This window comes from Candidatus Thalassolituus haligoni (assembly GCF_041222825.1).
Lineage (GTDB): Bacteria > Pseudomonadota > Gammaproteobacteria > Pseudomonadales > Oceanobacteraceae > Oceanobacter > Oceanobacter antarcticus.
On record NZ_CP139482.1, the window covers coordinates 2,973,883 to 2,992,518 of the forward strand.

General features: G+C 54.1%; 17 protein-coding genes, 1 tRNA gene and 1 other RNA gene. 10 read left to right on the forward strand and 9 right to left on the reverse strand.

Translation table 11 applies throughout. The annotated features are described in order from the left end of the window. Window positions 1-3 precede the first annotated feature (3 nt). Complete coding sequence (locus tag SOJ49_RS13240) at window positions 4-282, reverse strand: VOC family protein (protein ID WP_369854969.1); 279 nt, start codon at window positions 280-282, stop codon at window positions 4-6. A gap of 327 nt (window positions 283-609) precedes the next feature. Beyond that, a complete protein-coding gene (locus tag SOJ49_RS13245) occupies window positions 610-819 on the reverse strand; it encodes a transposase (RefSeq protein WP_369854970.1) in 210 nt (69 codons plus the stop codon). 460 nt (window positions 820-1,279) lie between these two features. On the opposite strand from SOJ49_RS13245, the gene SOJ49_RS13250 reads away from it, so the two are divergent. Beyond that, complete coding sequence (locus tag SOJ49_RS13250; RefSeq protein WP_369854971.1) at window positions 1,280-2,023, forward strand: peptidase; 744 nt, start codon at window positions 1,280-1,282, stop codon at window positions 2,021-2,023. Between the two features lie 39 nt (window positions 2,024-2,062). Here the strand turns inward: SOJ49_RS13250 and rnpB are convergent. Together rnpB and rsmI are read right to left on the reverse strand one after the other, a co-directional pair. Further along, window positions 2,063-2,437: RNase P RNA component class A (gene rnpB, locus SOJ49_RS13255), an RNA gene on the reverse strand. Between the two features lie 129 nt (window positions 2,438-2,566). Next, on the reverse strand, window positions 2,567-3,424 hold the full coding sequence (rsmI, locus tag SOJ49_RS13260; RefSeq protein WP_369854972.1) for a 16S rRNA (cytidine(1402)-2'-O)-methyltransferase: 858 nt from the start codon (window positions 3,422-3,424) through the stop codon (window positions 2,567-2,569). 31 nt (window positions 3,425-3,455) lie between these two features. Between rsmI and SOJ49_RS13265 the strand changes: the two genes are divergently transcribed. The 3 genes from SOJ49_RS13265 to SOJ49_RS13275 all read left to right on the forward strand — a co-directional run bounded on the left by SOJ49_RS13265 (window position 3,456) and on the right by SOJ49_RS13275 (window position 6,272). Next, window positions 3,456-5,219 carry a penicillin-binding protein activator gene (locus SOJ49_RS13265; RefSeq protein WP_369854973.1) on the forward strand — a complete coding sequence of 588 codons (1,764 nt, stop codon included), beginning with the start codon at window positions 3,456-3,458 and terminating at the stop codon, window positions 5,217-5,219. A 10-nt stretch (window positions 5,220-5,229) separates the two neighbouring features. Next, on the forward strand, window positions 5,230-5,592 hold the full coding sequence (locus tag SOJ49_RS13270; protein ID WP_369854974.1) for a YraN family protein: 363 nt from the start codon (window positions 5,230-5,232) through the stop codon (window positions 5,590-5,592). Between the two features lie 95 nt (window positions 5,593-5,687). Further along, entirely contained in the window at window positions 5,688-6,272 is a 585-nt protein-coding gene (locus tag SOJ49_RS13275) for a phosphoheptose isomerase (protein WP_369854975.1), read from the forward strand. 245 nt (window positions 6,273-6,517) lie between these two features. Here SOJ49_RS13275 and SOJ49_RS13280 read toward each other — a convergent pair whose 3' ends face one another. Then, complete coding sequence (locus SOJ49_RS13280; RefSeq protein WP_369854976.1) at window positions 6,518-7,795, reverse strand: NAD(P)/FAD-dependent oxidoreductase; 1,278 nt, start codon at window positions 7,793-7,795, stop codon at window positions 6,518-6,520. Between the two features lie 840 nt (window positions 7,796-8,635). On the opposite strand from SOJ49_RS13280, the gene SOJ49_RS13285 reads away from it, so the two are divergent. Further along, window positions 8,636-9,649, forward strand: coding sequence for an IS110 family transposase (locus SOJ49_RS13285; RefSeq protein ID WP_369854977.1), 1,014 nt, complete (start codon window positions 8,636-8,638; stop codon window positions 9,647-9,649). A gap of 325 nt (window positions 9,650-9,974) precedes the next feature. On the opposite strand, the gene SOJ49_RS13290 is transcribed toward SOJ49_RS13285, so the two are convergent. Genes SOJ49_RS13290 through hemA form a run of 4 tightly spaced genes read right to left on the reverse strand, consistent with a single transcriptional unit; the run spans window position 9,975 to window position 14,045 of the window. Then, window positions 9,975-10,733: a ThiF family adenylyltransferase gene (locus tag SOJ49_RS13290; protein ID WP_369854978.1), complete on the reverse strand. Its 759-nt coding sequence runs from the start codon at window positions 10,731-10,733 to the stop codon at window positions 9,975-9,977. Window positions 10,734-10,771: 38 nt separating this feature from the next. Then, window positions 10,772-11,677 carry a peptide chain release factor N(5)-glutamine methyltransferase gene (gene prmC / locus SOJ49_RS13295; protein ID WP_369854979.1) on the reverse strand — a complete coding sequence of 302 codons (906 nt, stop codon included), beginning with the start codon at window positions 11,675-11,677 and terminating at the stop codon, window positions 10,772-10,774. Further along, window positions 11,674-12,759, reverse strand: a complete 1,086-nt coding sequence (gene prfA, locus SOJ49_RS13300) for a peptide chain release factor 1 (RefSeq protein WP_369854980.1) — start codon at window positions 12,757-12,759, stop codon at window positions 11,674-11,676. Before prfA ends, prmC begins: the two co-directional genes overlap by 4 nt. Before the next feature lie 2 nt (window positions 12,760-12,761). Then, window positions 12,762-14,045: a glutamyl-tRNA reductase gene (hemA, locus tag SOJ49_RS13305; RefSeq protein ID WP_369854981.1), complete on the reverse strand. Its 1,284-nt coding sequence runs from the start codon at window positions 14,043-14,045 to the stop codon at window positions 12,762-12,764. 170 nt (window positions 14,046-14,215) lie between these two features. On the opposite strand from hemA, the gene SOJ49_RS13310 reads away from it, so the two are divergent. From SOJ49_RS13310 to SOJ49_RS13330, 5 genes are all read left to right on the forward strand, one after another. Further along, window positions 14,216-16,075, forward strand: coding sequence for a tetratricopeptide repeat protein (locus SOJ49_RS13310; RefSeq protein WP_369854982.1), 1,860 nt, complete (start codon window positions 14,216-14,218; stop codon window positions 16,073-16,075). Next, the gene (gene lolB, locus SOJ49_RS13315; RefSeq protein WP_369854983.1) at window positions 16,065-16,670 is read left to right on the forward strand and encodes a lipoprotein insertase outer membrane protein LolB; all 606 of its coding nucleotides are present in this window, start codon (window positions 16,065-16,067) and stop codon (window positions 16,668-16,670) included. The genes SOJ49_RS13310 and lolB overlap by 11 nt, the downstream gene beginning before the upstream one ends. After that, a complete protein-coding gene (gene ispE, locus SOJ49_RS13320; protein ID WP_369854984.1) occupies window positions 16,663-17,538 on the forward strand; it encodes a 4-(cytidine 5'-diphospho)-2-C-methyl-D-erythritol kinase in 876 nt (291 codons plus the stop codon). Before lolB ends, ispE begins: the two co-directional genes overlap by 8 nt. A gap of 4 nt (window positions 17,539-17,542) precedes the next feature. Beyond that, window positions 17,543-17,617, forward strand: a tRNA-Gln gene (locus SOJ49_RS13325). A gap of 48 nt (window positions 17,618-17,665) precedes the next feature. After that, a complete protein-coding gene (locus SOJ49_RS13330) occupies window positions 17,666-18,607 on the forward strand; it encodes a ribose-phosphate pyrophosphokinase (RefSeq protein WP_369854985.1) in 942 nt (313 codons plus the stop codon). The last annotated feature ends 29 nt before the right edge of the window (window positions 18,608-18,636 follow it).

The window sequence follows — 18,636 nt, forward strand, 5'->3', positions numbered from 1 at the left end:
TTTTCAAACACAACGGTTCCATCGGCTGGCGCTCGAGATGTCCTGGACGAACGCAACCTTATTCCCGTCGGGATCGATAACTTCGATCATTTTAATGATGCCCGGATACTCTACCACCTCGCAGTACGGCACGTTCGCCTCGGCGCACGTTCTGCATTGGGCCTCGATGTCGTTTACACCGACTATGGCCGTTGAAGTACCTGCTCTCTCAGAATCAACGGTTACCTGAAGCCAGGCGCTATCGGCAAGTTGCCACTCCGCTACGCCTTCCACTGGGATCATATCGCGTTCCGGCCGAGCAGATTGGCATACCACCTGACTGCCTCGTCTTGATTCCTGACCGATAGAACTGCAAACACGCTATTTATGTTTGAACTGGACATACACTCTCCTTTTGCATTTGATTCAGGGCCGGCGACTAACGAGTCTGTAGAAAAACCTGTCTCTAACCCACTTTTTCCACCAACCGCTCGTGCTTTGTTATTTATTTTCGATTGCCGGTTTTTATCGGCCACCATTTGTTTATTCTGTGTTTTCAGCCTTTGGTCGTCTATAAGCCAAATACCATATCGCTTTCCTTGCCTGTTCTAAGGCTGTATTAATTCTGTTTTACGGGCTTAGATGCCCATATTTCGCCAGTTTTTCTACATTATGCACCAGGCAATACAGTTGCCATTGTCCCTGTACTTTGATTTTTCCTCTCAGGCTGAAGCGGTTCAGTCTTTTGTTGGTGCCGATGTTGCCGAAGACCGGTTCGACAACGGACATCCGGTGGCTGTAGATTTGTTTGCCGTGGGGGCTGTCGACTCGATGTTTCATCCAGTCGGTGTAGCTCGGTAGAGTTTGCCGTATTTCTCTTTTTGATGAGCAAACTTGGGATCATGGCTTCGGAACTGGTTGTCTGGGATGTAGGCGTCGATCTGCTTTTCGTGTAGGTATTATCTACCATCGATACACTTGGCTTTAAGGTGCATAACGCTTGCAATAAGGCGCTCCACGATTAACTTACCAATCGCACCGAACTCCGAACCCAATATGCCGAGTGTAACGGGGCACCTTGATTGCCTTTGTTACAAGCAAGATAACTCACTGAACTTGCTTGCCGCCAAGACGAGTCCACCTGTTTCAGGACGGTGAGCAGCATTCCGTAAATCTGTTCACTTGTGTGATTGACCCGACATATTCGCCGATTACAATGGCTGCCAATCTTACCAGGCGCTCGCTGTGCACAAAGGGTATGCGTACAGCAGAGATCGCCTTTTTACAGGAAGCATGCACCATGACCTACTGCGTCGCACTGAAAGTCGAGAACGGACTGGTTTTAACATCCGACTCCCGCACCAATGCCGGTGTTGACCATATCGCCAGCTTCCGCAAACTGCATGTTCTCGAAGTACCGGGAGAGCGGGTTATTTTCCTGCAAAGTGCTGGCAATCTGGCCACCACCCAAAGTGTCATTACGCTGTTGCAAACCACCATACGCAACGCCGAACGCCACGCACTGAATGTGCCGACCATGTTTGATGTCGCCGAGCTGGTGGGCAAAACCATAAGAGAAGTGATCAAGCGCGATCAGGGGCAGTCCCAAGGTGTCGATTTCAGCTGCAGCATGCTGGTGAGTGGGCAGATCAAGGGCGAACCGCACCGCTTGTTTAACGTCTATTCGCAAGGCAATTTTATTGAAGCCGGAGAAGACACCCCCTATTTTCAGGTGGGCGAAAGCAAATACGGCAAACCGATACTGGATCGTATTATTAACTTCAATACACCGCTTGATCGCGCCATGCTTTGCAGTCTGATCTCGATGGACTCAACTCTGCGCAGCAATCTGTCTGTGGGGATGCCACTGGATCTGGTTTGCTACCATACGGGCGGCATGAAAAATCCAGGGCTGATCCGTCTTCAGGAAGACGACGAGATGTTCCATCAAGTGCAAATAGCCTGGTCTGAAGGCATCAAGGAACTGTTTGACAACCTGCCGCTGTTAACCAGTGACGTCTGTCAACCGGTAGAAGAAGCATAAAAAAACCCTCACTGGCACAGCCAGTGAGGGTTTTTAAATAACCGGAGTCGGCCGATAAGCCGGGTTCTGTCTTGGACAATCATTCATCTAGGCCAGCAATTGCTCACTGGCTCAAGCGACCTACCCGTTCCCAGCGCGGGCCGCGCCTGTAGGGAACCTATTTGGTCTTGCTTCGGGTGGAGTTTACCGTGCCACGAACTGTTGCCAGACGCGCGGTGCGCTCTTACCGCACCCTTTCACCCTTACCTGATCCACCTTTTTACAAGAAAAAGGGGCCATCGGCGGTTTGCTCTCTGCTGCACTGGTCGTAGGCTCACGCCTCCCAGGCGTTACCTGGCACCCTGCCCTTTGAAGCCCGGACTTTCCTCCCCCTGTATGCCGAAACACACAAGCGACGACTGTCTGGCCGACTCCAGCGCGGAGACTATCATAAAAATGTCATGTAACGCACCAGCTAGTCGCTGCTAGTCGCTGCACAGGCAACAAACCCTGGCCCGGACAAGCTGCTGACCTGGAACTGACCTGGAACAGAGCGAGGAGCGGCTAGGCATCCTTCCAATCAAGCGCTTTTTGATACAGCTCTTTTTTATTTTCGCCGGTCAGTTCAGCAATGATCGCCGCTGCTTTTTTTGGTGGCAGCTCCGCCAGCAACAATTTGAACAGCCGTTCGGTATCGATTTCAGAAGCCGGTGCAGGCGCTGGATTCCCCGTCACCATCACCACAAACTCACCTTTTTGATGGTCATCATGGCTGGACAGCTGGGCGTGAATCTCCATCAAAGTGCCCCGATAAAAACTCTCGAAGGTTTTGGTCAGCTCCCGCGCCACCACGGCTTCTCGTTGATCACCGAGCACGTCGGACATATCTTCAAGGGTATTGAGAATCCGGTGTTTGGCTTCATAAAACACTAGGGTGCAGGTGTCTTGGGCAATGGCGCGCAGACGCTCTTTACGGCCACTGCTTTTATGCGGCAAAAACCCTTCAAAGGTAAACCGGTCTGTCGGCAAACCGGCCGCCGACAACGCCGTAATCATGGCACTGGCACCCGGAATCGGCACCACCTTGTGGCCAGCCTGACGCAGCGCCTGTACCAGTGGATAACCGGGATCAGAAATCAATGGCGTACCGGCATCGGATACCAGGGCGATATCACGGCCCTGATCCAGGTGATCCATCACCTGCTGAATACGGTCACGTTCATTGTGATCGTGTACCGATAACATGGGCTTGCGCAGGCCCAGGTGCTGGAGCAATCTCTGGGTATGTCTGGTATCCTCGCAGGCAATTAAATTCACGGCACCCAGCACCTGACGGGCCCGTTCGGTCAGGTCAGCCAGGTTGCCTATTGGCGTTGCCACGACGTACAGCGTGGCGCTAACAGAATCGGGAAGAGAGCTCATGCGGGGAAATACACCTGGGGTATGGAAATTCTTGGCGACCGCAACAGCGGTGATGCTGTTAGGTATTGCCGGGTGCGCTACTGCTCCTCCACACACCTCAGAAAAGGCCGTTCAGCCTGTTCAGGTCAGTAATGCCGAGCTGCTGCAACGCGCGGGTTCAGCGATTGAAAGGGGCGAGTTTGGCAACGCCAGCCAGTATTTGCAACAGCTGGAGCAACGCAAGCTGAGTAATAGCGAGCGTATTGATCAGCTGCTGGTCGCCACCGTGCTGGCGCTGAAGTCCGAACAACCCGACAGCGCCGAATATTCTCTTGAACGACTGCAGTCCTTGCGAGACCAGGCAACGCCCTCTCAAGACGCTCGCATCAGTTTACTGCGCGCCACCTGGTATGGTCAGCGCGGAGAACATTACGCGGCAGTGCGAGAACGGGTATTTATTGCCCCGGTACTGCAAGGCACGCTGGCCAACAGTAACCATGAAGCCATCTGGAACCAGTTGATGGCCATGTCGGAAGAAGAGCTGAATGACAAGAGTGCTCAAAATACCGGCACGGAACTGGGACAATGGCTGGAGCTGGCGATACTGACCCGACATTCCGGCCTCAGCCTTGATGATCAAATCGCAGCATTGGAACAATGGCGCAGCCGTAACCCGCTGCACCCGGCTGCTCGCCAATTGCCGGGCAGTCTGGCGTACCTGTCGACACTTGCCGCCCAACGCCCGGAACGTGTTGCCCTCATGTTGCCATTGTCTGGTCCATTGGCAGCTTCCGGGCAGGCAATTCGGGACGGATTTCTGGCCGCCTACTATCAGGCGCTGGAAAAAGGACAAGCGACCCCAGAACTCACCATGCTCGACAGCCAAGGGACAGAATCGGTCGATCAGGGATACGCCGAAGCGTTAATGACCGGTGCTCAATGGATTGTCGGGCCAGTCAGCAAGCAAGAAGTCGTGACGCTGGCACAGCGCCCCGAACTGGCGATTCCCACACTGGCGCTGAACTATGGTGACCCAAGCCCCGACAACGAAGCCAGCACACCGGCTAATCTGTATCAATTTGGCCTGGCTCCGGAAGATGAAGCTATTCAAGTGGCCGAACAAGCCTGGGCAGATGGTCATCGCCGGGCACTGGTGATGATTCCTGAAGGCCCCTGGGGCGAGCGAATTTTTGCCGCTTTCCGGGATCACTGGCTGGCACTGGGCGGCGAACTGGGCGAGACCCGCTTTTACACCAGCCAGAGCGATTACAACCCGGATATCAAGGCACTGCTGAACGTCGACGACAGCGCCAGCCGCAATCGGCTAATGCGCCAGTTATTACGTCAATCAACCGAATTTGAACCCCGTCGCCGTCAGGATATCGACTGGGTATTCCTCGTTGCCCAGCCACAGCAAGCGCGCCAGATCAAACCAACACTGGCATTCAACTTCGCTGGTGATCTGCCCGTTTACGCCACCTCACACGTTTACAGCGGCCAACCCGACCCCAACCATGATCGCGACCTGAACGGCATCCGGTTTTGCGACCTGCCCTGGGTATTGGAAGGTGGTCAGCTTTACAACCAGGTAGAAAAAAACAGTGACAGCGGCCAGGGGCCGTATCTGCGCCTGTATGCGCTGGGGGTTGATGCCTATCGCCTGTTACCACGCCTGCCGCAACTGCAAGCCTTCCCGGACAACCGCCTTGATGGAGAGACCGGGAGCATCCAACTGGATGCCCAGCGCCGCATCCATCGGCAAAGTGAATGCGCTATTTTCCGCTCTGGCCGCCCGGCACTGCTGAGTCAGCAGTAGCAGTCTTCCAATGGCCATTCACCAGGTTTCCCGCCGCGCCATGGGCCAGCAAATAGAAGCAGCGGCTGAACAGTTTTTACGGGGACACGGGCTAGAATTTGAAGCCCGTAATTATTACACTCGCCGCGGCGAAATTGACCTGATCTTTCACCACAACAACGTACTGGTATTTATCGAAGTGCGTTATCGCAAACGGAATTCTTATGGCTCCGGGGCAGAAACGGTAACCGTCAGCAAACAACAGAAACTGCGCCTGGCCGCCGAACACTACCTGCAACAGCAGTATGCCGAACCGTTACCAGACTGCCGTTTTGATGTGTTGTCCGGCTGTGGCGACCCGGTAACATTCGACTGGATACAAAACGCCTTCTGAATCTTGCTGTATTTGATAATCAATTCACCCTCGAGCCTTGGTCTTATCCCGATTGATGCATTACCATTGTCGGCTTCTGATGACGGAGAACCACCGTGCAAGATCGCATCATCAGCCATTTTGGCAACAGTATTGAAACCAAGGCGCTCGCCGCCGAGCAACTGCCTCCCTTTATCGAACGAGGCGGTCAGACGATGGTGAATGCCATTCTTGGTGGCAACAAGATTCTCAGCTGTGGCAACGGTGGATCAGCCGGAGATGCCCAGCATTTTTCCTCCGAGCTGCTCAACCGTTTTGAACGCGAACGCCCAGGGCTGCCCGCGTTCGCCCTGACCACCGACTCATCCACCATGACGTCGATTGCCAACGACTACAGCTACAACGAAATCTTTTCCAAGCAGATCCGGGCACTGGGCAACAAGGGCGATATTCTGCTGGCGATATCCACCAGTGGTAACTCGGCCAACGTAGTGCAGGCTATTCAAGCAGCCCATGAACGGGAAATGACCGTCATTGCCCTATCAGGAAAAGACGGCGGCGATATGGCCTCGCTGCTGACCACAGACGATGTTGAAATCCGCGTGCCATCGACAGTGACTGCCCGCATACAGGAAGTCCACTTGTTGGTGATTCACTGCCTCTGCGACTACATCGACTGCTCACTGTTTGGCGAAGAATAAAACAGCCGTTAAAAAATAAAGGCTATCAGCATTAGCGTTGCTGATAGCCTTAGCCTTAGGTGGACTTAGTTAGATAGCCTTACCTGACCCAAAAACCATCATTCGCCCCCCAGCTCGCAGGATGCCAATAGCCGCTACCTTTTAAATCACCGCGACTAAATCACCACAACTCAACGACTCACCACGACGGCTATTTGATAGGGAGCGAGACCCTGCGCTTAATGCGCATTGTCTGAAAATAGGCATCAGTCATCTTTCAGACGGTTAATTCCCAGCGCCTTGAGCGTGTACTTCTCGAACACAGGCTCACTGGAGCCGGTTTTCATTTTACGAATAAAGTACTTTTCAAACGCCACCTTGGCCAGATGCACCCATTTACCCTGCTTAAACCAGGTCACATTACGCGGTGGAATCTGCGGAATCGCCACAAACGCCGCCCCCGTATCCCCCATATCGGCCAGACAAATCGCCGCCCAAGTACCCTTTGCATCCGCAACACCGCCTTCCAAATCGGCATGCAAATTGTGAGCAATCGCCGTCATCATCGACTCAATCATATAACCGGTTTTTGGCGTACCGGTAGGCACTGGCGTCACCTCCACCGGTGGAATAGCCACACAGACACCCGCCGCAAAGATATTCTTCCAAGTCGGATTACGCTGGAACTCATCAATAATCACAAAACCTTTCGGATTCACCAGCCCCTCGACCGCAGCCACCGGATCAACACCAACAAACGACGGCAACATCATCGAATGTTTGAACGGCACCTCATGCTGCTGCTTCAGAGAACCATCGTCATTCAGCTCATCCACATACATCATGCCCGCTTCCACCCGCGTCACACTGGCATTGGTAATCCACTTGATATGGCGGTTACGCAACTCGCTTTCCAGCATCGACTTGGAATCGCCCACCCCACCCAGACCCAAATGGCCGATATAAGGCTCGCTGGAAATATACGTCATCGGCACCCGGTCACGAACCTTACGCTTGCGTAATTCAGTCTCCAGAATAAAAGCATACTCATACGCCGGGCCAAAACACGAAGCCCCCGGCATGGCTCCAACCACCACCGGCCCAGGCTCATCTATCAGTTGATCAACATCGTCACGACAGGCTTCCGAATGATCCAGCGTACAGACCGACTGGGTAAAACCACCGTGAGGCCCGGCACCTTCGATAGCCGCAAAATTAAGCTTTGGCCCGGTACAAATCACCAGATAATCGTAAGACTGCTGCGAACCATCCTTCAACGTCAGGCTATTCTTATCTGGCTCGATCGCCGTCACCGACGACGCAATAAACTCGATGCCCTTCTTCTCCAGATAAGGACGAATCGGAAAACTGATTTCAGGACGTTCGCGCCAGCGCACAGCAATCCAGGGATTGGACGGCACAAACTGGAAATCTTCCCGCTCATTAATCACCGTCACCTGATGACCCTTGCCCAACAGCTCACGAATTTCATACGCACCGGCCATACCGCCAGTGCCTGCGCCCAATACGATGATTCTCGCCATGCTCAGCCTCACTTCTTGTTGTGTATCTTGTTGTGTGTCGATAGCTAGGAGCCTGTCTAGCTCAGGTCTGCTCTACTGCGGAAAAGCTGGATTTGGCTCTTTTTACGCAAATTCTTGGTAAACAGAATCACTATTCGCCTCACATTCGCGTAAACATCGCGCCAACCAGTCTTGCACTCGCAACGAACGCCCAAGTCCGACAGGCTCCTAGAGATAGCAACAGCGAGGCCAATATTCCCGTACAGGAATATTTAAAATTTACAGCAAAAAAATAATTAATAAAATCAGCAGCTTGGCAGCTAGCCACCAAGAGACACTAAACGCTTCACAACAAAAAAATGACCAGACAGAACCAGGCAATCGCTGAAACGAGCCAATCGACTGCCACTATTTTCAGCGGCCTGCCAAAAATGACAGTCCGAATAATAGCCTGCGTGACGGCTGATTTGAGGTACAGATACAGCCGCCCGAACGTACCGCTACCACCGGCAGAAGTCTGCATCAATCCGGTGCCGGAAGATGCTGATCAGGCGACAATCGAAAAAGGCGTGAACTTCCCAACGTTGCCACGGGCGATCACAAAAAAACAATGTAATGGGGACATCTATTTAATCCGGTGCTCACTCTGGGCACGGGTTGCCGCCGTCCAGTGCGGTGTTGACGAATGTGAAAAGGACTCGTCATTTCGCTGCATTCGCCGCCTTGCCCTGAACAACGGCAACACTCGCGCAGAGCCGTGCAGGATTAAATAGATGATGAGATGGACGCTCCCCATAGGATCCAGCGTCAAATGCGCTAAGGTTTTGTTACCAGCAAAACGTCAATATGAGGAGCGTCCACATGAATGATATTAGTACCATCGCCATCGATCTTGCAAAGTCCGTTTTTCAGATCTGCATCGTCTCCGGGCACAACAAGGTATCGAAGCAGTTACGCCTCAGCCGGGAGAAATTCAGGCAATTCATGCTGGAGCAAACACCCTCCAGAGTCGTCATGGAGGCCTGTTATTCCTCGCATTATTGGGCCAGGTTATTTCAGCAACAAGGCCATCAGGTACTGTTGATTCCGGCCCAGCATGTCACGCCATTTGTGCGGGGCAACAAGAACGATCAGAACGATGCTCTGGCCATTTATGAAGCATCCATGAGACCCAATATCCGGTTTGTACCGATCAAGTCATTGGGTCAACAGGATGTTCAGAGCCTGCATCGAATGCGAGAACGGCTGGTCAAGGATCGCACTGCGCTTTGCAATCAGATGCGCGGTTTGTTGACGGACTACGGTTATATCTTTCCCATCGGGATCAATGCTGTGTTTAAAGGGTTGCGCGAGATTCTGGAACAAGGTGAGCTGTCTGGCATGATGCAGTCGGAGTTGAATTGGACATTGACTGAATATGACCTGTTATCGCGTCGGATTGATCACATTAACGAAGAATTAAAGCGTTATGGCGAACAGGATCAGCAATGCCAGAACCTGATCTCTATCCCTGGAATCGGGGCTCATATCGCGACGGCCATCAAGAGTACGGTGGGCAATGCGGAGGTCTTTCATAACAGCCGGGATTTTGCGGCGTGGACGGGGTTAACGCCGAGACAAAAGGCCAGTGGTCATAAATCGGTGATGTCAGGGATCACCAAACGTGGTGATGCTTACCTGAGAAAACTACTGGTGCAGGCTGCACGTCACACACTGCGCTGGGCCAAGCGAAACGAAGACACAAATCTGGCGCGCTGGATGATAGACATCGTCCAGCGTCGCGGATTGCACAAGGGCGTTGTCGCCATTGCGCATAAACTGGCGCGGATTATCTGGAGCGTTTTGACACGTCAAACGGTCTTTAATCCGGCCTGAAAGCAAGAACCCATCGGGTAGTCGTTGTTTGATGATGTAACGGGGCAATCCGTCCCTGGTAGAGCCTGAGCGGGACACGATCGGCGTGGCCAGATCGAATAGATGTTAAAGGTGCCAGGGTTCGGATTTCATCAGGGCTGCGGGAGCTGATCCCGATCAGAAGCCGGATATATGTCAGAACTGCCACTGTCATCGCAACGAACGACGAAGGGTCAACAGGAAAAAAGAAGGGCATTTGGAGGTGCCAGGGTGAAGTCGTCCTTGACACCGCGGGAGCGTCTATATATGTCCCCACTGCGATGCAGTCCCCACGGATGTCGGATGGTTACTCCGGGCGACTGCAATCCGGGCATTGTGGATTTTTGGGGAGTTCCCAGCTGCGCTGTTCTCCGGCAAGGGCGTCGAATGTTTTGAGTCGGCCTGGGCGGGTATCGCCTATGTTGGCGATAAATTTCAGTGCTTCCAGTGCTTGTAGTGATCCAATCACTCCTACCAGCGGTGCCAGTACGCCGCTGTCGGCGCAGCTGAGTCCACTGGTGGTCAGGTTTGGGTAGAGGCAGCGATAGCAGGGGCTGTTGTTGTCCGTAGGGTCAAACCAGATCCATTGTCCTTGTGTGCCGGTGGCGGCGGCGGATATCCAGGGTGTTTTTGTGGCGAGGCTGGCCTGGTTCAGTTGGTAACGAATGTCGGCGTTGTCGGTGCAGTCGAGTACTACGTCTATCGTGCCGAGTTGGCTTTGCAGCCAGGTTTTATCGGCGCGGCGTTGTATGGCCGTTATCTGGCAGTCTGGGTTGAGCGCTTGTATGTGTGCCGCTGCGGAATCTACTTTGGCGCGGCCCACGTCGGCGTCGGCGTGGGCAATCTGGCGTTGCAGATTGGACAGTTCGACCTGGTCATCGTCGACCAGCAGCAGTTGGCCAATGCCACTGGCGGCCAGATACAGGGCGACGGGTGAACCAAGGCCACCAAGACCAATGATCATGACGCGGGCTTGTAACAGTGCCTGTTGCCCTTCGATGTCCAGCTCTGGCAGCAGGATATGGCGGCTGTAACGCAACAGTTGTTGGTCTGAGAGGGTTTCCATTTTCTATTCCTTCGACAGGCAGGTCTGAACAATCAGTATCAGGCCAACCAGGTTTGAGGCCAGCGTCCGCCGGTAATACGTGGCTGGCCGCCCAAATCGTGCCGGGTGCCCACATCGACAAAGCCCTGTTGTTTCAGACAGTCGGCAACGGCGGTGGCCTGTTGATAACCATGTTCCAGCAATAACCAGCCATCCGCTACCAGAAACGCCGCTGCCTTGCTGATGATGTGTTCGATATCGGCCATGCCCTGATGATCGGCAACCAGCGCGCTGCGAGGTTCAAAAGCAACGTCGCCCTGGGCCAGGTGCGGGTCGGCGGCGTCGATATAGGGGGGGTTGGAGACGATCAGATCAAACTGCCCAGCCAGAGCATCAAACCAGTGGCTTAACAGAAATGTCGCACGCACTTTGTTGCTCCGGGCGTTGCGGCGCGCCAGTTCAACTGCCGGGAGGCAAACATCGACGCCTAATACTTTCCAGGAGGGCTGTTCGCTGGCTAATGCCAGGGCTATCGCCCCGCTGCCGGTGCCCAGATCCAATACTCGCGCTGTCGCCAGCAAGGGTAATTCCAGTGCCCATTCTACCAGGGTTTCGGTATCTGGCCGGGGAATCAGGGTACTCGGATTCACTTCCAGTTCGAGTGACCAGAACGCGCGCTGGCCAAGAATATGCGCCATCGGTTCACCTTGGCAGCGACGTGCCAACAGCCGTTCAAGCGGTTCGTTATGCGCCGCTTCCAGCGTTGTGTCGCCCCAGGTATACAGCCAGGCACGCGGTTTTTGCAGTACGTGCCCCAGTAACAGTTCGGCATCGAGTCGGGCGGTATTGTCTTGTGGATTGTTGTCTTGTGGATTGTTGTCTTGCAGCTTGCGGGCATGACTGCTCAATTCAAGCTGCTGACGGGCCGTCGCCAGCCACTGATCTATGGATTGGGATTGACTCATTGGCCCGACATTTCTGCCAGCAGGTTGGCCTGATGCTCGTGCGCCAGCGGCCCAATAACCGGAATCAGGTCGCCCTGAACAATTTCATCCAGTTTGTACAAGGTCAGATTGATGCGGTGATCGGTAACGCGCCCTTGCGGGTAGTTGTAGGTACGAATACGTTCGGAACGATCTCCCGACCCCACCAGACTTTTACGGGTGGCTGCCTGTTCGGCATGGGCGGCTTGGCGCTGGGCATCTCGCAGACGAGTCGCCAGCACCGCCAGTGCCTTGGCGCGGTTTTTGTGTTGTGATCGTTCGTCCTGACATTCCACCACCAGCCCGGTCGGCAAGTGGGTTACGCGGATGGCTGAGTCGGTTTTGTTGATGTGCTGACCACCGGCACCGGAGGCACGAAAGGTGTCGATACGAAGATCGTTTTTGTTGATATCGATCTCTTCTTCGCTGTCAACTTCTGGCATCACTGCCACGGTGCAGGCCGAGGTATGAATGCGGCCCTGGCTTTCGGTTTCCGGCACGCGTTGTACCCGGTGGGCACCGGATTCAAATTTCAGCCGCGAGTAAACGTCGGTTCCTGCAATACGGGTAATCACTTCCTTGAAACCGCCGTGTTCGCCTTCGCTGGCGCTCATCAGCTCGGTACGCCAGCCCTGGGTTTCGGCAAAGCGGGTGTACATGCGGTACAGGTCACCGGCAAAAATTGCGGCTTCATCACCGCCGGTGCCAGCACGTATTTCTACGATGACGTTACGGCCATCGTCCGGGTCTTTGGGTAATAGCAGAATTTCCAGTTCGCCGGTCAGGGCATCCAGCTGTTCTTTGGCCGATTGTTTTTCTTCTTCGCCCATGGCGCGCATGTCGGGGTCGGGGTCGCTGGCCAGTTGTTCGGCTTCATCCAGGTCGGCTTGTGCTTGCTGGTAGCGCCCAAAGGTCTGGGCCAGGCTTTCCAGCTCGCTGTATTCTTTCGACAGTTGTCGAAATTTATTCTGATCACTAATAACGTCCGGGTCGGATAACAGGTGCCCGACTTCTTCGTAACGTTCGGAGAGAGATTCCAGTTTGTGCAGGATAGAGGCTTTCATGTTCAATCATCGCCAGTGCTGGCAGCATCAACGGTATCGCCAAGCTGGAACAGCTCGCGGGTACTGTCAAAGACATCCATGCGCCCGTCCGCCGCTGCCTGACGCAGTGCGATGGTGGGAGCATGAAGCAGCTTGTTGCTAAAAGTATGGGCAAACTGGCGTAAAACCTTTTCTGGCTCGGCACCATTTTGCAGTTGTTTAATCGCCTTGATCAGTTGTTCTTCGCGCACCCGGTCGACGTGGGCGCGCAAGTCTGTGACGGTGTGAACCGCATCGAGCACTTTCAGCTCGCGCATAAAGTGTTCCACTCCCGCCAGTATCAGCTCTTCCGCCTGCAATGCAGCGTCTTCACGTGAACGGACGTTTTCTTCAATAATGCTGCGCAGGTCATCGACGGTGTACAAGTAGACATCGCCGAGGTCTGCGACCTCGGCTTCAATATCTCTGGGAACGGCAATATCGACCATAAACATAGGCTTGTGGCGGCGTTTTTTTAATGCTTTTTCAACCGCTCCTTTACCCAGCACAGGGAACGGGCTGGCGGTGGAAGCGATTACAATATCCGCCTCGGCCAGTACTTCCGGAATATCTTCCAGTAACACGGCTTCGGCATGAAATTCTTCCGCCAGATGCTGGGCACGCGCCAGTGTGCGGTTGGCAACAATGATTTTTTCAATGCCGGCATGACGCAGATGCCGCGCCACCAGTTCGATGGTTTCGCCAGCACCAATCAGTAATGCGGTGCTGCGGCCCAGATCCGAAAATATGTGCTGAGCCATACGCACCGCAGCAAATGCCACCGATACCGGGTTCTCTCCGATGGCAGTGTCGGTACGGACACGCTTGGCAATCGAGAAGGTCTGACGAAACAGCCGCCCCAGTTCAGAGCCGACGGTGCCTGCTTCCTGAGCCACGGCATAGGCGGATTTCATTTGTCCCAGAATCTGTGGTTCACCCAGCACCAACGAGTCCAGACCACTGGCCACTCGCATGGTGTGTTGTACCGCTGCATCTCCTTCGAGGCAGTACAGAGCCGAGTCAAGTTCACTGGCATTCAGGCCATGATGATTGGCAAGCCAGTCACGAACCTGATTCCAATTGAACTCTGCCGACGATCCGTAGATCTCAGTGCGGTTACAGGTTGAAAGGATAACGGCCTCGGTAGCCGCATTAACGTGACAGATGTCCACCAGAGCGGAAGGCATGGAGGCGGGATTAAATGCAACGCGCTCGCGCACGGACACCGGCGCAGTCTTGTGGTTAATTCCCAGAGCCCAGATACCCATTACGCTATGTGCTACCCCTGATCGAAAAGCGCGGATTATAAACGTCAGCGCCCGGCTTTACCGCTTAAATCTTTGACTTAGTGTGTCATCTAACCCTAAATAGACACAAAATTTTCTGGCGAATCAGGCGCTACCGGCTCCTGAAGCCCCCCGCATCCGGAAGAAACAGAGTGTTCACACCATCGTTGACAGCCGTACCGAACGCTACGCCGTTGTTGCATCCGGCCAGCAGCAAACGCACTTCTCTTACTCAATTGATCCTGACTGGCATCCTGCTCGGCAGCTTTTTGTCGGGCTGTGCGGCACATAAACAGCAGGCACAACCTGAAGATCAGGCCACCGAACCCTCGTTGAATGACACTGCGACGGCCGGAACGACAACCGCAGCCACACAAGCCGAATCCGCCGCAATCGAACCCAAGCCCAAACCTGCCAGTTTTAGCCAGGAGGAGTTACTCGAGTTGTTATCTGCCGAGTTCGCCGGGCAGCGTCAGCAGTTCGAGCGTGCCCGCGATGGCTATCTGGCCGCTGCAGAGCGTACCGGCAATCCACAGATTGCTGCTCGGGCCGCGCAGGTCTCCCAGTATATGGGTTCCTACCCGCAGGCAATCCAGGCTGCCCGTATCTGGCTGGCTGCCGAACCCGACAACCCGGAAGTACACTGGCAACTGGCCCAGCTTTATATGTCGCAGCGGTTGTTTCTCAACGCCCTGGAACACCTTAGTGTATTGCAGGATCTGACCGGCGACAGCCATTATGAATTACTGGCTTCCACCGCATCTCTCGGGGCCGAAAGTGACCGCAAAAAGCTGCTTGATGCGTTGTCACAACGGCTGGTAACCACCCCAAACAACCCCTCACTCTGGACCGCAGCGGGTATTCTGGAACAAAGCCTCGGTAACAATACCAGCGCACTCAATCATTACAATCAGGCGCTGACCCTGGCTCCCGACAGCCTGCCAGCGGCGGTATTCAAAGCCCGGATGCTGGCATCGGGGGCTGACAAACGTGCAGCTCTGACCTGGGTGGATCAGGTACTGGTACAACATCCTGATCACAAGGGCATGGAGGTTCTGCGCGCCAGACTGTTATTAAATACCGACCAGACCGAAGCCGCCAGACAGGCCTTTGAAGATTTACATCAGAGTTACCCAGGTGATCACACCATCCTGCTGTCATTGGGGCTGATTGAATTTGAACTGGAGCTGAATCAGGACTCCTACAACCACTTGCTCAGTCTGCTGGAAACCGGAGCACATCAGCCTCAGGCCCTTTATTACCTCGGGCAATTATCCGAGCGACTCGGCAAGCCAGATCAGGCGCTGAGCTATTATGCCCAGGTAGAAGACAGCCGCGAATTCATGCCAGCACATCTTAATGCGGCAGCACTGCTGGCGGAGCAGCAAGGCATCCAGAGTGCGGTTGATTATTTAACCGCGTTGCGCCAGAGCCACCCCGACAAACACAACGAGTTGATGGTTCTGGAGGCCAGCTTGCTGACCGACTACGGCCATTTTCAGGATGCTCTGGATCGCTACACCCGTCTGATTGATGATAACCCGAACGATGCAAAAGTCATTTACTACCGCGCTCTGGTCGCAGAACGGATGAATAATCTGCCCCTGATGGAACAAGACCTTGAACGGGTGATAGAACTGCAACCCGATAACGCCGATGCCCTCAATGCCCTCGGCTACACGCTGGTAGACCGATTACACCGCATCGAAGATGCCCTGCCATTACTGAAACGGGCACTGGTATTACGACCCAACAGCCCCGCCATTATTGACAGCCTGGGCTGGGCCTATTTCAAACTGGGTGACTATCAGCAAGCCGAGCCACTGCTACAGCGGGCTTTTACCATTGTCGCCGATCATGAAATTGCCGCCCATTATGGTGAGTTACTCTGGGTCACCGGAGCACAGCAACAAGCCAGAGAGGTATGGCGAGCTGGCCTGCAAGACCACGCCAACAGCGCTATTATCCGGGCAACACTGCAGCGCCTGAAGGTCGAGATGGATGCCGAATAACATAGTTCAAAAGCTTCAGACGTTAGCGCTGCTACTGTTGATGATGCTGATGGGGACATTAAGCGCCTGCTCATTACTGCCCGGTGATCAGCAGCTGCAACAGCAACAGCTGGAGCAATTACAAGACTGGCAGCTGCGCGGCAAACTGTCGGTCAGAACCAATAGCGACAGCGTGACCGGCTACCTCACCTGGGAACAGCAACATCAGCAATACGATCTGTTTATCACCGGCCCCATGGGTCAGGGGTCGTCACGCTTGCAGGGTAACCCGACCGAAGCGACGCTGACCCTGCCCGATCACGACCAGCCGCTGACCGCTCCGAATGCCGAAAGCCTGATGGCCGAATATCTCGGCTGGTACTTGCCAATTGAAGGCATTCGTTATTGGGTCAAGGGCCAACCCTCTCCGGCAAGCGAGGCCACCAGTCAGTTTGATGACTACGGACTGCTAAGCAATCTGCAACAAAATGGCTGGACCATACGCTTCAGTCGTTATCAACAACACCAGGGCATATGGCTACCGGGTCTGATCAAACTCAAGGGCTACGACTACACTCTAACCTTGGCCATTAACGAGTGGACATTGCATGACTGATGTTGCCAGCCCCTGGGTCAGCGTACCGGCACCCGCCAAACTGAACCTGATGTTACATATTACCGGGCGTCGGCCGGATGGTTACCACAACCTGCAAACCCTGTTTCAGTTCCTCGACTACAGTGACTGGCTCGAATTTCGCTGCCGGGGTGACGACCTGCTCACCCTGACCCCCGACATTGACGGCGTCGAGCGCGAGTCGAACCTGATTATTCGTGCCGCCCGAGTGCTGCAAAACCTCGCCAAAGAAAAGGGCATAACGGTTCCAGGAGCTGATATCCGTCTGACCAAACGTTTACCGATGGGCGGCGGCCTTGGCGGTGGCAGTTCGGATGCCGCCACCACCCTGTTAACACTGAACCAGATCTGGCAACTTGGGCAGTCTCTCGATCAACTCGCCAGGATTGGCCTCGGCCTCGGTGCCGACGTGCCGGTGTTTATTTACGGTCAGGCCGCCTTTGCCGAAGGCGTCGGAGAGCAGCTCACTCCCGTGCCACAACTGGAAGAAAAATGGTTCTTGGTCGTTCGGCCAGACGTCCACGTCAACACGGCAGAAATTTTTTCCCATAAGTGTTTGACAAGAAATACCCCTGCCATTAATATGCGCACCGCACTTGAGCAAGGGGGCGATAACGATTGCCAGCAAATTGTCTCGATGATTTATCCTGAAGTTGGTAACGCATTGAATTTGCTAAATAAATATTCTCTTGCTAAGATGACGGGTACTGGAGCTTGCATATTTTCAAGCTTTGACTCGGAAGCAGCAGCCGCAAAGGTTGCTGAGCAGTTACCGGCTGAATATGAGCATTTTATTGCACAGGGTGTTAACCACTCTCCGGCACATAAGCTATTATTCAGACCGTCCTAGATACTGGGGTGTCGCCAAGTGGTAAGGCAACGGGTTTTGATCCCGTCATTCGCAGGTTCGAGTCCTGCCACCTCAGCCAATTCTTTTCCTCCCAAATCAGATTAAAGTGACATCAAAGGGGACTATTGTGTCTAAGTTGATGGTATTTACCGGTAATGCCAATCCGGAACTGGCCCGACTCGTTGTCGAACGTCTCGACATTCCCCTCGGTGAAGCCAGCGTTGGAAAATTCAGTGATGGTGAAATTACCATTGAGATTGATGAAAACGTGCGCGGTAAAGACGTTTTTATTATCCAGCCCACCTGTGCTCCCACAAACGATAATCTGATGGAAATTCTGCTACTGGCCGATGGTTTGCGTCGTGCTTCAGCTGGCCGAATTACCGCAGTCGTTCCCTATTTTGGTTATGCCCGCCAGGATCGCCGTCCGCGCAGCGCCCGTGTGCCAATCAGCGCCCGTGCTGTTGCCGACATGATGGCCGGTGCGGGTATTGACCGCATGCTGACCGTTGACCTGCACGCCGACCAGATTCAGGGTTTCTTTGATATTCCGGTTGATAACGTTTACGCCTCCCCGGTGCTGCTCGACGATCTGGAACGTCAAAACTACGAAAACCTGATCGTTGTTTCACCCGACATTGGTGGTGTAGTACGCGCCCGCGCAATCGCCAAACAGATGGATGTCGACCTTGCCATCATCGACAAGCGCCGCCCTAAAGCCAACGTTGCCGAAGTCATGAACATTATCGGTGATGTCAAGGGCCGCACCTGTGTGCTGGTAGATGACATGGTCGACACCGCAGGCACATTGTGCCATGCCGCCAAGGCACTAAAAGAGTTTGGTGCAGAAAAAGTTGTCGCCTACTGTACACATCCTGTACTATCCGGCCCCGCTCTTGAACGGCTTGCCAATGCAGAACTGGATGAACTGGTTGTCACCGACACCATTCCCCTGTCTGAGGCAGCCAAAGCCACAGGCTCCATTCGCCAACTGACCATTGCTGGTCTGCTGGCAGAAGCGGTACGCCGGGTTAACAACGAAGAATCCATCAGCGCGATGTTCCGCTAATAACACGCGAGCAAGCGCTGAACCCGGTG